This is a genomic window from Klebsiella sp. BIGb0399 (assembly GCF_003752615.1).
Lineage (GTDB): Bacteria > Pseudomonadota > Gammaproteobacteria > Enterobacterales > Enterobacteriaceae > Klebsiella > Klebsiella lignicola.
In genome coordinates this window covers 323,663-336,229 of the sequence record NZ_RKHT01000005.1, presented here as the reverse complement: position 1 = coordinate 336,229, position 12,567 = coordinate 323,663, and the positions used below count along the sequence as shown (strand labels likewise).

Annotated in this window: 13 protein-coding genes; 8 read left to right on the top strand and 5 right to left on the bottom strand. The window is 52.9% G+C overall.

What is annotated here, in order from left to right; genetic code table 11:
* Window positions 1-61: 61 nt before the first annotated feature.
* The 4 genes from EDF82_RS01930 to EDF82_RS01915 all read right to left on the bottom strand — a co-directional run bounded on the left by EDF82_RS01930 (window position 62) and on the right by EDF82_RS01915 (window position 4,039).
* Window positions 62-922: an ABC transporter permease gene (locus tag EDF82_RS01930; protein WP_199733652.1), complete on the bottom strand. Its 861-nt coding sequence runs from the start codon at window positions 920-922 to the stop codon at window positions 62-64.
* On the bottom strand, window positions 919-1,752 hold the full coding sequence (locus EDF82_RS01925; protein WP_123753938.1) for an ABC transporter permease: 834 nt from the start codon (window positions 1,750-1,752) through the stop codon (window positions 919-921). The genes EDF82_RS01930 and EDF82_RS01925 overlap by 4 nt, the downstream gene beginning before the upstream one ends.
* Window positions 1,753-1,820: 68 nt before the next feature.
* Window positions 1,821-2,960 (bottom strand): extracellular solute-binding protein, encoded by a 1,140-nt coding sequence (locus EDF82_RS01920; protein WP_123753937.1) that lies wholly within the window; start codon window positions 2,958-2,960, stop codon window positions 1,821-1,823.
* A 29-nt stretch (window positions 2,961-2,989) separates the two neighbouring features.
* Complete coding sequence (locus EDF82_RS01915) at window positions 2,990-4,039, bottom strand: ABC transporter ATP-binding protein (protein WP_123753936.1); 1,050 nt, start codon at window positions 4,037-4,039, stop codon at window positions 2,990-2,992.
* Between the two features lie 160 nt (window positions 4,040-4,199).
* Between EDF82_RS01915 and EDF82_RS01910 the strand changes: the two genes are divergently transcribed.
* The 7 genes from EDF82_RS01910 to EDF82_RS01880 all read left to right on the top strand — a co-directional run bounded on the left by EDF82_RS01910 (window position 4,200) and on the right by EDF82_RS01880 (window position 10,529).
* Entirely contained in the window at window positions 4,200-4,970 is a 771-nt protein-coding gene (locus tag EDF82_RS01910; RefSeq protein ID WP_123753935.1) for an MBL fold metallo-hydrolase, read from the top strand.
* A complete protein-coding gene (locus EDF82_RS01905; RefSeq protein WP_123753934.1) occupies window positions 4,967-5,986 on the top strand; it encodes a LacI family DNA-binding transcriptional regulator in 1,020 nt (339 codons plus the stop codon). Before EDF82_RS01910 ends, EDF82_RS01905 begins: the two co-directional genes overlap by 4 nt.
* Before the next feature lie 9 nt (window positions 5,987-5,995).
* Window positions 5,996-6,760: an inositol monophosphatase gene (locus EDF82_RS01900; protein WP_123753933.1), complete on the top strand. Its 765-nt coding sequence runs from the start codon at window positions 5,996-5,998 to the stop codon at window positions 6,758-6,760.
* 233 nt (window positions 6,761-6,993) lie between these two features.
* The gene (locus EDF82_RS01895) at window positions 6,994-7,857 is read left to right on the top strand and encodes an arginase family protein (RefSeq protein ID WP_123753932.1); all 864 of its coding nucleotides are present in this window, start codon (window positions 6,994-6,996) and stop codon (window positions 7,855-7,857) included.
* A 96-nt stretch (window positions 7,858-7,953) separates the two neighbouring features.
* Window positions 7,954-8,526, top strand: coding sequence for a TetR/AcrR family transcriptional regulator (locus tag EDF82_RS01890; RefSeq protein ID WP_123753931.1), 573 nt, complete (start codon window positions 7,954-7,956; stop codon window positions 8,524-8,526).
* Window positions 8,527-8,692: 166 nt separating this feature from the next.
* On the top strand, window positions 8,693-9,295 hold the full coding sequence (locus tag EDF82_RS01885) for a TetR/AcrR family transcriptional regulator (RefSeq protein WP_123753930.1): 603 nt from the start codon (window positions 8,693-8,695) through the stop codon (window positions 9,293-9,295).
* A 79-nt stretch (window positions 9,296-9,374) separates the two neighbouring features.
* A complete protein-coding gene (locus EDF82_RS01880) occupies window positions 9,375-10,529 on the top strand; it encodes an MFS transporter (RefSeq protein WP_123753929.1) in 1,155 nt (384 codons plus the stop codon).
* 76 nt (window positions 10,530-10,605) lie between these two features.
* Here the strand turns inward: EDF82_RS01880 and EDF82_RS01875 are convergent, their stop codons facing one another.
* Window positions 10,606-11,619, bottom strand: coding sequence for a LacI family DNA-binding transcriptional regulator (locus tag EDF82_RS01875; protein ID WP_123753928.1), 1,014 nt, complete (start codon window positions 11,617-11,619; stop codon window positions 10,606-10,608).
* A gap of 113 nt (window positions 11,620-11,732) precedes the next feature.
* On the opposite strand from EDF82_RS01875, the gene EDF82_RS01870 reads away from it, so the two are divergent.
* Complete coding sequence (locus tag EDF82_RS01870) at window positions 11,733-12,563, top strand: SDR family oxidoreductase (RefSeq protein ID WP_123753927.1); 831 nt, start codon at window positions 11,733-11,735, stop codon at window positions 12,561-12,563.
* Window positions 12,564-12,567: the final 4 nt, after the last annotated feature.

Sequence of the window (12,567 nt, the reverse complement as noted above, 5' to 3'; positions counted from 1 at the left end):
GCGCATCGCAACCGAGGGGAAGATTCGTCATAGCTGGCTTCAGAAGCGCGATACGCCCCCCTCACCCTTTACCCAGCTTCGACAGCATGTCCGGGCGCATAAACTTATGGATGACCAGCATAAACACCAGCGACGGCACCAGCAGAATCAGGGCCGTAATGGACGACACCTGATAATTCCCCGACATACTGGCGTTGTACAGCAGCAGCGGTAGCGTGCTGATGTCCGGTGCGCCAACGAAAAACGTACCGGTAAATTCATCCAGCGATTCGAGGAAGACAAAAATACTGGCGGCAATAATGCCCGGCGAGGCCTGCGGCAGCACAATATGCCAGAAGGTGTAAATCGGCCCGGCGCCGAGGTTACGCGATGCCCTCGCCAGCAGCGGGTCTACGGCGGAAAAGGCCGCCACGCAGATCCATACTGAGTACATCAGGCCGTGCATGCTGTGCACCAGCACCACGCCGGCAATCGTACCGTTTAGCCCCCACTGGTAGAAAAGCCGGGCGATATTCATGTACACCGTCAGATTCGGAAACGCCTGCGGAATCAAAAACAGCAGCATGAACAGCACCCGCAGCGGCATCCCCCGCCGTGAAAGCGCATAACCTGCCGGCACTGAAATCACCAGGCACACCACTACCGACAATACTGCAATGAGCACGCTGGTCAGCATCGAGCCGGATACATCACTGTAGGGGCTGAACACCTGATACCAGTATTTCAACCCCCATTGGCTCGGCAACGCATGGGGGAAAAACCAGCTCTCTGCTACCGTCCAGATAAGCAAGTTCAGCAGCGGGCCAAACATCGCCAGCAGCATCAAAATCAACAGCAGCGTCTGGAGCGGCAGACTGGCGCTCAGTTTTCGACGCCCTTTCGCCAGCCACGTTTTCGGCAAAGTCATACTCACCTCTTTCATAAGTCACTCCCCTTCTGTTGCAGGCTGTGGCGCAGGTAGAACCACGACAGAGCGCCACAAATCAGCAGTGACACCACGCCCAGCGCATTGGCCACCGCGTAGTCGCCGTAAGAGTTGACGCGAAACGCCATGTCCACGGTCATCATCGTCGGCGTGCCGACGCCAATCATCAACGGCACGGACAGCACCGACATCATGGTCACGGTGGAGAGCACCAGCGCCACGCCGATAGCAGGCAGCACCTGCGGCAGAATAATGTCGAACAGAATGCCCGGGCGCGAGGCCCCGAGATTTCGTGCGGCCAGGATTTGCGACTGCTCCAGCGCCGCCATTGCGCCGCAGATAAGCAGCGTGGCGAACGCCAGCTGTTTCCAGACAAAGGTAATGATGATCCCTTTCCAGCCCAGCCAGGAAATCGTCTCCATCGGCGTAAACAGATCGGTGGCCACCAGCGCATTGTTCATCAGGCCGTTTTTGGCCAGAAAGGTGCGCATCATCTGTGCTGCCACAATAAACGGGATAAACAGCGGCAGGCGATACAAGAACCCCAGCATGCGCACAATTGGCCGACAGGGTGACAACGTGATGACCGCCGAGAGCGTGATGGAAATGACGGCCAGCAGCACCACGGAGATCAGCACAATCACCACCGTAAAGGCGATGTCGCTGGAATAGAGGGTATAAACCTTAGTGAAATGGGCCAGGGTCAGTTGCCCCGCATCGTTGGTAAACGCGGCAATCAGTGAGAACCCAAGCGGGTACAAAAAGAGCACGCCGATCATCAGCGCGGCGGGGACTACCAGTAACAGATATTTCAACGAACGGCGCATAGCAAACCTGACATCAGAAAAAGAAACGCTCAGGACGGCGTCATGCTGAACCTGAGCATGAGCGATAATTAATTGGCGACCTGGCTTTCGTAGCCTTCTTTTATGTCGTCAAAGTAAGGGGCGATCGGGAAGCTTTTGCCGTGATCCGCCAGCGCTTGCGGGGATATTTCCGCGAACAGCTTCTGCCAGGTTGCCGGATCCAGCTTCGGCTTCACGTGCTCCGCATCGATACCTGGATACCAGTTAAACTGTTTTACGATCCCCTGCGCCTGCACCTCCGGGCTGGTTGCCAGCTCGATAAACTCACGCGCCAGCTGCGGGTTTGCCGCCTTCGCCGGGGTTACGTAGTACATCGGTTGCCCAGGCATACCCGGCGACAGCAGCGCCAGTTTGATTGACGGCGGCAGCTTGCCCTGGTCTTTCCAGCTGTAGAACATATCCACCCACACCGGCCCCATGGTGATCTCCCCGCGGCTGAGCATATCGAGCGTACCGGCATTGCCTGGGGTAAAGGTCACGTTCTTATTGAAGGCCTTCAGCTTCTCGTACGCCTGGCTCCAGTTTTTCTCCACGCCTTTGTCGTAAGGCAGCGCAGACAGACGTCCGGCGTCCGTACCGTAGGCGTACATCCAGCCCACCACAAAACTCACTCCGGACATGCCGTTTTTGATGCCGTTATAGCCGAAAGCCTGCGGGTTTTTCTGCGCCCAGCTCACCAGCTCGTCATAAGACGTCGGAGGCGTTTTGATGGCTTCGCTGTTCCAGGCGATGGCGGTCTGGCTTAAGAACATCGGCATCACGTAGCCATCGACATTCACGCCGAGGGCATTTTTCGCGTTATCCGCGCTCACCATGCTGCCGGTGCTAATCTGCTGGCGATATTTCTCCAGCAGCCCCTTTTCCACGAGTTCACCACCGGCTTTCTGATGAACGACTGCCACATCTATATCCCAGGTCTTCGCTCCACTCTCTTTTTGCGCGCTCAGTTTCTCGATGATTTTATTCGAGCCAGCATCTCCTGGCCCCGTGCCCACCACCTGCACTTTCACGCCTGGATGCGCCGCTTCAAACTTCGGCCCCAGCCAGGTTTTTACGTAATCCACCATATTCTGATCGCCTGCTGTGGCAACGTTCAGAATGGTATCGGCCTGCACGCCGTAGCTTAGAAACAATGCCGTCACTACCGCAGCTTTCGTTTTAGTAAACATGGTCTATCCCCAAAATGAACACGATGAAGTCAACTTGCTTGAGACGATGGAAAAATATGTAAAGCAGCAGCCGGAACGTGCAGCCGCACGGATGACTGCGCCGGCCAGCACTGGGTTGAATCCGCCAGCAATACGCGCTCACGACAGCGCACGCTATGGCGGTATAAATTACCGAGAAAAGCACTTTGCTCGACCACGCCATTAAGGGTTATCCCCGCCTCCGGCGCGCGGTCGGTTAATGCACAAAGTGCTGCATCGGCGCTACGAAAATAAAGGGTGCAGTCACGGAAATCATCGGCATAAGATTCCCCTTGCGCACTCGGGGAAATATTCTCTTTGGCGAAGAAGTCATTAACGTTGATTTTATTGTCCGCGCCCATGAAATCAGCAACGAATGGCGTTGCCGGTCGCTGGTAAATATCTTCCGGCGTCCCTATTTGCTCTATGTGGCCATTATTTAACACCGCAATACGGTCGGCCATAACCAGCGCTTCCTGCTGATCGTGGGTCACAATTAATGAGGTAAACCCGAGGCGCTTTTGCAGGGATTTAATTTCATGGCGCACGTTGAGACGCACTTTGGCATCAAGGTTCGACAGGGGTTCATCCAGCACCAGCACGTCCGGCTCAATGGCCAGCGCCCGCGCCAGCGCAACACGTTGCCGCTGCCCGCCGGAAAGCTCGGTGACCTTCACATCTGCCAGACCGGTCAGATTAACGATGCTGAGCAGTTCCGCAACGCGGCGGTCAATATCGTCACGACGCCATTTGCGCAGTTTCAACCCATAGCCAATATTGCGCGCGACCGTCAGATGCGGCCACAGGGCGTAGCTTTGAAATACCATGGTGATATTGCGCTGCTCCGGCGCACTATGGGTAATATCACGGCCGGCAACGGTAATCTCTCCGTGTTTTACCGCAATAAACCCGCAAAGCGCATTGAGAAGCGTGGTTTTTCCGCAGCCGGATGGCCCCAAAAGGGCAATCATCTCGCCTTTCTCGACATGCAGATCGATATTATGCAACACCACCTTTTCGCCATAGCTAATTTTAAGCCCGGCTATCCGTAAATAACTCATTTTTATTACCCAAAAATCGCTGTGTTGACTTTTTTTACTGCAATGAACACGTGTTCATTTGAATGTAAAAAAAATGCAATGTTGACTCGACATTATGTGAGCCTACTTTGTCGGGTATTTGTGACAATTTAATTAAGCATCAAACATTTTTGGTGAGAACATGAAAATAGATGTGCTTGGGTGCGGTAGCGCCTTCTCCCGCGAACAAAATACCTCTGCGCTGCGGATAATCGATGAGAAGAACCGACAATGGTTAATTGACTGCGGCCCCACGATTCCACGGGCATTGTGGCAGCGTGATGGCGACGTCAATGATATCGACGTCGTCTATTTTACCCACGTCCACCCGGACCACTGTACCGGGCTGACGGCGCTGCTGAATCACTGGCACAGCTTCTCGCGCCAGAAAGCGTTGATTATTTACAGTCAGCCGCAGCAGCGCCCCGTGCTGATGCAGCTGGCCACGCTCGCCAACTGGCCGCAGACCACGCTGTGTTTTGATCTCGACTGGCGCGACACCACCGACGCATGGACGTGGCACGACTGGCATATCCAGACCGCCGAAACCCGGCATGAACTCGCCAACCGCGCCATTCGTATCACCCAGGGTGAGCAGACGTTGTTTTACAGCGGCGACGGTCGCCCAACGCCAGAATCTGTGGCACTGATGGAGGGGGCCGGTCTCGCTTTCCAGGAATGTGCGTCACTGACGGCACTCAGCGATGATGCATCCCACGGTGATTTTCCCTCCTGCCTGGCGCTGTTTCAGCGCCTGAATCTCCCGGCACTGGGGCTCTATCATTGTAACGACGCGATAGTGCATGACCTCAAGCGCGCTTGCCAGCCCGGCAACGGGTTGTTCGTCAGCTATGACGGTCTGCAATGCACGCTTAACACCCCCGTGATTTCCAGCGAGGAACGCCCGGCATGAGTTCCGTCTCCCGTAAACAGAGCGTTACCGCGCAGGATGTCGCCTACCGGGCGGGCGTCTCACGGGCGGTGGTCTCACGAGCACTAAGCAACAACGGCAGTATCTCTCCCGCCACCCGGGAGCGAGTCCTGCGCGCGGCAACGGAGCTTGGTTATCAGGTTAACTTTCTCGCGCAAGGGTTAAACCGTCGCCGCAGTCATCTGGTCGGCGTGATTGTCTCGCGCATCAGCGACCCGTTTCGCAGTAGCCTGCTGGATGCCCTGCTGAGCGAGATCCAGCGGTGTGGTTTTCAGGCGCTGGTGAGTGAAATTCACAGCGAAAAGGATCTGGCCCACACGCTGCGTCGTTTTGCCCAGTTTCGGGTGTCCGGGGCGATCGTGACCTCGGGTCAGCCCCCGGAATCACTGGTGAACGAGTGCGTATCGCAGCAGATCCCGGTGGTGGGTATCAACCGCCAGCCGGATATCCCCTTCGTGGATTACGTCTGCTCGGACAACGTCTACGGCGCAACCCTCGCCGCCGGGCAGCTGGTGCGCAACGGCTGTCGTCGTTTCGGCTGGCTCAATACCGCGCACTCCACCTGGGCCGGTCGCATGCGCGGCGATGCTTTTTATCAGGCGCTACAGACCTTAGGTGTCGACACCGCCCGCAATCTGCAATCGATTATCGCCCCCATCGAAGGCTACGACGGTGGGTTTCAGGCCGCCGTCGGGGCGGATGAGACTCTTGAGGGCATCTTCTGTGCCAATGCGCAGCTCGCCTGCGGTTTTCTTGACGGGATGCGCCAGCGCGGCAGACACAGTCCGGGCGATTTTCAGCTCATCGGTTTTGACAATACGCCGCAAACGGCGCAATACAGTTACCAGCTCACCACCCTGCACCAGGACGTCGAGGAGATTTCCCGTCAGGCATTAACCCGCCTGCTGGAACGCGCCGACGATCCGTTGCAACCCTCGCGAACCACCTGGGTGGATGTGCAACTCATTTCCCGGCGCACGTCGCCATTACCTCAATAAGAGCAGGCTATGACCGAACAACAACACCAGTCACTATGCGCATTGATTCGCCAGTTGGGCGCAGAAGCACAGGCATTGCGTAATGCCGGATTACAGGTGGATAAAAAAGCGCGTCAGGATTTTGTTTCACACGCCGATCTGTATGTGGAACAAGAGATCAAACACTGGCTGAACGCCCACTGTCCAAAGGATGGCTTTCTCGGGGAAGAGAGCGGGCTGCAGACCGGTGAACACGGTACCTGGGTGCTGGATCCTATCGACGGGACGACCAATTATATTCAGGGGATGGATTACTGGTGCATCTCACTGGCTTACGTTCGCGAGAACACAACGGAGCTGGGAATTATCTACGCCCCGGATCGTCATGAATTTTTCTTCGCCCGCCGTGGTGAAGGGGCGTTTCTTAACGACCAGCGTCTGACGCTCCGCGAGCCGGATCCAGAAACGGTAGTTATCGGTATGGGCCGCTCCAGCCGCGCGCCGGTGGAAAACTATACCCGCACCCTTGCCCACGTGCTCAATGCCGGCATGGAGTATCGCCGCTTTGGTGCCGGGGCGCTGATGCTCGCCCACGTTGCTACCGGGCAGGTGCATGCCTATTACGAGGAGCACATGAACAGCTGGGACGCGCTGGCGGGAATGTTGATCATTGTTGAAGCGGGCGGTACCAGCAATGCCTTTCTTGCCGATAATGGCCTGGTAAACGGCAATCTGGTGCTGGCCGGGTGTGCCGATGTGCAGGCGCGTCTTTCCACCCTGCTGGTGAGCCACTAAACGCTCGCGTCAGTCAGCCGTCAATCTGCAAGGCCAGTCATGTCTGCTCCGTGCCAGGAAGCGGACATAGCCTGAAACTGGCCTGAAAAATGACTTTGCTCCTTGCCATTAACTTAACGTGCCGTGCAGCTTGCCAAAGAACACTGATTATACAAAAATGAATGAACGTTCATTCATTATCGGATTATGATTTACTCAAATCAGTCCGTTGTCAAAACATGCAAAGGCAAACTATGACCAGCAAAACGCTCAGACTTTTATTTCCTCAATGGCAAGGTGGTAATAATCCCCCCTATCACCTTGGGTCGCTTCTCCTCTCGTATCTTTCCCCCGAATCGGATGGCCCTGTTGAGTCTGTTGCGGTCGATGAGCCCACAACGGCGCCGCAGGCCGAAGTGGATGGCATTACCGCTAAACCTCAAATTATCAGGCAGCTCAACGATGCAGCTTCTCTGATTGAGAAACATGATCCCGATTCCATTGTCGTGTTTGGTGGCGATTGCCTGGTGTCGCTGGCTCCGTTTTCACATCTGCTCAATAAATACGGTGATAAACTGGGTGTGCTCTGGATCGACTCTCACCCTGACGTGCAGACGGCTCAACAATATCCAAACGCCCATGCCCATGTTCTTGGCGCACTCATTGGAACGGGTGATAAAGATTTAGTTGCTCACGTCACCACCAGGCTCAATCCCTCAAAAATAATGATTGCAGGTATTCACGATCCATTGGCTTATGAAGCTGAATATCTTGCTCGTCATCACATTGCGGCTATCGGCCCTGAACAAGTCAAAAAAGACGGGAAAGACGTCATGGAATGGATTGAGAGGGAAGGTATTGAGTATCTGGCGATACACCTGGATCTGGACGTTCTCGATCCGTCACTTTTCCGTTCTGTTCTTTTCGCCAGGCCTGGCAGAGGAGAGCACGACTTTGGTGATGTGGCAGAAGGCAAACTGACTATTGAAGATGTACTCAACCTGATAGCTCAGGCTACTTCAAAAGCCGCACCAGTCGGCCTGACGATTGCTGAACATCTGCCGTGGGATATGCTGAACCTCAAGAATATGCTCAGTGCGCTACCGCTGATGAAGTAACATCTGATGCCGGGAGCCAGACGACAGAGTTCAACTCTGGCTCCAGGAAGAAAACAGCGTTAAAGTCCGGGCACAGGATTAAACATCATAGACGACATGTTAAAGAAAACCGAAACCTACCATAAGCTGATTACCGCTGCTGCTGCCTGCTTTGCTGAAAAAGGCTTTAGTGCGACCAGCGTGCGTGAAATTTCTACCCGGGCTGGCATCAGTCAGGGAGCGATGTACACGTATTTCAAAAGCAAGGATGACCTCATCAAGGCTATCGTTCTTGAAGAGCAGAGTTCGGCGTTAACAGCCCATAATGCGCCATCTGACGGCACTTATTTCGACCGCCTTTGCGAGCAGGTGACTTCGTGCATCAGCGATGTAGGATACCCAGTCACGCATCAACTGTGGGTTGAAATCATCGCGGAGTCTGCGCGGAACCCTGAATTGCAAAAAACGTATATTTCCAGTGATACCATCATGCGGCAAAGTATTGCAGGGATTATCGCAGACGGTATTGCTGCGGGAGAGTTTCGCCGGGACATTAGCCTGGAGGAAACCACGATTATCCTTTTTGCCTTTATCGATGGTTTAATCGCCCGCAAAGCCATAAACGCGTCCTTCTCTTTTAGCCGTGACCTGCCTGGGTTTTTTGAGCTTATGTCAAAATTATTGAAATAATGCCACGCAGGTTTGGTCAAAACGCTAGCCCACAAATCGCAAATGTCTGCTTCTCATAAGAAAATCTGTCGGCGCATCACCGCTGATTTTTTTATGAAAATTATTTGACTGATCGTTCCATAATCAATACTATGCCGCCTCAACTCATTTCAAGTCCCACATCCCTATGAGTGCTGAAAAACCAACCTTTCCAGGTCGTCCACGAAAGTTCGAAGATCAGGATGTCATTGATGCTGCCGTCGCTGTTTTCAGCGCCAATGGTTATGCAGGCACCTCTGCGCAAGATTTATGCAATGGTACGGGATTAGGGCGGGGAAGCCTATACAATGCCTTTGGAAGCAAGCAAGCCCTGTACGAGCAAGCTTTGTTGCGCAGCCACGAACAAACTATGTCAGCACAGTTAACCATTCTCACACAACCAGGTCTGGTAAAAGAGCGATTGCATACCCTTCTGCTCTGGGGTATTGCCGAAGATCTTTCTCAGCCAGAGCAGCACGATGCGATGGTCTTATTTTCAGCCCTGGAGATGGGCAGTAAAGATGAAGCCGTTGCAAGCCTGAATAATGAATATCGTCAGCATTTAGAACAAACGCTGGTGACGGTATTCATCGAAGGTCAACGAAGCGGCGAACTAAACAATAAAGCATCAGCCGTCGAAATGGCGAGAGGCTTTATGGCAGGCTATTACGGTTTACGTGTACTGAATAAAAACATTTCAGATAGAAAAATCCTCGAAGATGTCGTCGCTGGTCTGTTAATCAATTTATAAATTTAAGTGCAATAGGTCATTGTTTACTTGCACCCATTTTTGTAACGATCATTCCAATACAAGGAGAAAATAAAAAACCATGCCATTAGTCGTATATATTTTAGGGTTAGCCATTTTTTCATTAGGTACAGCAGAGTTAATGGTGGCGGGTATGATGACCACGCTATCTGAAGCATTTGGTGTTACAGTCGGCGAAGTCGGGCATTTGATTTCATATTATGCATTCGGTGTAATGCTAGGAGGCCCGGTTTTAACCTACGCCTTTCTTAAGTTTAAAGCCCCCTATCGTTCAACGTTATTATGGCTGTTAGGGTTATATGTTATCGTACAAGGATTAAGCGTCTTTGTTTCTGATTACAATGTGTTAGTTGCTATTCGAATCGTGACCGGTATTTTGTGTGCCGGGTGTTTAAGTCTTTCTCTCGCGACAAGTATGGCTCTTGTAACTGTAGAAAATCGCCCTCGTGCCGCATCAATAGTGATAGCAGGTTTTATGGTATCCAATGTCTTTGGTGTACCTATCGCGACAATAATTGACCAGCACTGGGGCTGGAAAATGAGTTTTGGGTTGGTCGCGGTCCTGGTTTTCATATGCCTGTTAGCATTAGTACGCTTATTGCCACATATGAACGGCAGCGGTGCTATCAAGATGGCTGAAGAGATTAAGGCATTTAAAAATAAAGCCTATTGGAAAGCCTGTGCAACCAGTTGTTTAATTTTAGGCGCAAGTTTTGCGGCATTCAGTTATTTTGTTCCCGTACTGACTGATGTCAGTGAATTTACAATGCAGACGGTCCCCTTCATTCTGATGCTTTATGGGCTAGCCAACATCATTGGGAATATGATAACGGGACGTCTTGCATATCGCCATAGTTTAGCTGTTATGGTTGTCGGCTTAACCATATTGAGTATTTCTTTGCTCGGCATGGCGCTATTTGTTCAATATCAGGCAATTGCTATTCTGGCTGTCATACTCATCGGTTTGTCAGGCGTGCCAATGAATCCGGCAATGATGGCAAGAATTGTCAGCGTGGCGCATCCAGGGCCAATGGTCAATGCCGTTCATACTTCCGTTATCAATATTGGATTAGGTGGCGGTTCTTATTTAGGTGGAATGGCAATTTCATCTGGATTCGGTTTACGTTCAGCTTTATGGATTGGACTGGTGTTAGCGGTTCTGGCTTTATTATCCGTATTACCTTATATCCGTCGTAGTAAACAAGGCTGGATTTAATAGGTTCTGAAGATAAAAACGCCCCGCTTATAAAAAATCACGGGGCGTCGAATTCCTTTATAAACAACCAGTTAATTTAAATATTATAAGGTGTGACAACAATGATACGCGATGACGCTATTTCATTCTCTGCTTCCGGCAAAAAGCCATGGAAACGCAGGATCGCGCTAAATGCTGAGCGTGCGTCTTCACACAGGTCATGATCAATCACCGCATCCATTTCTTCAGCAGCCAGCAGACTGCGGTTCTCCTCATCCAGATCGTGGCCAATAAAGACTTTTATCTCTCGTTGCATCGCTGCAAAAGCCCGCAAAATAGCGCAGTTTCCCCCGCCCACGCTGTAAACAGACTGGATTGAATGGTCCTGTTCCAGCGCTTTGCGCATCTGCGTAAAAGTCAGCGTATCGATACCATATCCTTCACTGACGGCGATGGTCTTCAGATACGGTGCCCGCTCGCTTAGCGCCTGGATGAAGCCTGCCATGCGCTGTTCTTCGCCGCGAAAATCCTTACTGCTGAGCACGACTGCGACCGTTTGCGCTTCTTTCAAAAGCCATCGCGACAGCAGCCATGCAGCTGTTCTCCCCGCCCCCGCATTATCCATTCCCACGTAACGGATACGTCTGCTGTGCGGCAGGTCAGTGACCAGCGTGACCACCGGAACGTTAAGTTCCGCCAGTTCCGCAATCGTGATTTCAAGCAACGGATGATCGCTGGCTTTAAGCAACACGCCGTAGCTGTCATTGCCGCAGCGACGCAGCTCACGCTGCAACTCCTCAGGGGTGATCTCTTCAAAAATGTGGCAGCGTAGCGTCAGGCGAAACGGTGAAAAGATTTTAATTTGACTGAGCAGCGCCGCGACGGTCAGTGAACTGAAGCGTTCCGGCGTGTGCATCACCAGGTCGATCGGCAACGTGCGGCCGCTTGCAAGGCTGGTGCGCTGTTGTAATTCCAGATCGCTGATTGCCTGCGCAATGCGTCGGGCTGTGCGGGGACTCACGCTGCCGCGCTGGTGCAGCGCTCTGTCAACCGTGGCTTTACTGACGCCAGACTGGGCTGCGATTTGTTTGATGGAAAATGACCTGGTCATAAATTGAGGTCTTTTTGAGGTTATGTATCCATATTGTTAACTGAATGTAACTGCTAAGGTCAGGGTAAGCAAGCGGACAAACCCGATCTCTCCTCAATAAGAAAGGACAGCAAATGGACATGAGTAAAAGCGGTGGTTTTAACAACAAAGTGTTCGTCGTTACCGGCGGAACCCAGGGGCTCGGCGCAGCGGTTGCCCGCCTGCTGGTAGAGCGCGGGGCGCGGGGCATCGTAATTTGCGGTCGTAACGCGAAAGCCGGGCGCGAACAGGCGGAAACCCTTAGCCATGCCGGATGCGAAGTGATATTTGTCGAAGCGGATATCAGCTCGCCAGAAGCCTGCACAAAAGTGGTAGGAGCCGCAGAATCGGCGTTTGGCACGCTGCACGGACTGGTGAACTGTGCAGGCATGTCCGACCGTGGCACCATCCTTGATACCTCTCCGGAATTATTTGACGCCATCATGGCGGTCAACACTCGCGCGCCCTTTTTTCTGATGCAGGCGGCGATCAAACTGATGATTGCCAGGGGCGTAGAAGGCAGCATTGTTAATATCATTACCATGACTTCCCACGGCGGCCAGAGCTTCCTGACCGCCTACGCGGCATCTAAAGGCGCCCTGGTTACGCTGACAAAAAATGTGGCCTTCAGCGTTATGCGCAACCGGATACGAGTAAACGGCCTCAACATTGGCTGGATGGACACGCCGCATGAACACGACATCCAGCGGCAATATCATGATGCTGAAGAAAACTGGCTTGCCAGAGCTGAGCAGGCCCAGCCTTTTGGCCGATTGCTGAAGCCTGACGAGGTCGCGCGTGGCGTAGCATTTCTCCTTTCAGAGGAGTCGGGAATGATGACAGGCGCGGTGATCGATTTTGATCAAAGCGTGGTCGGTTGCGGTGACAACGGCGGTTTTCAGCCACCACATGCCCTGACGCTGTGAGGTA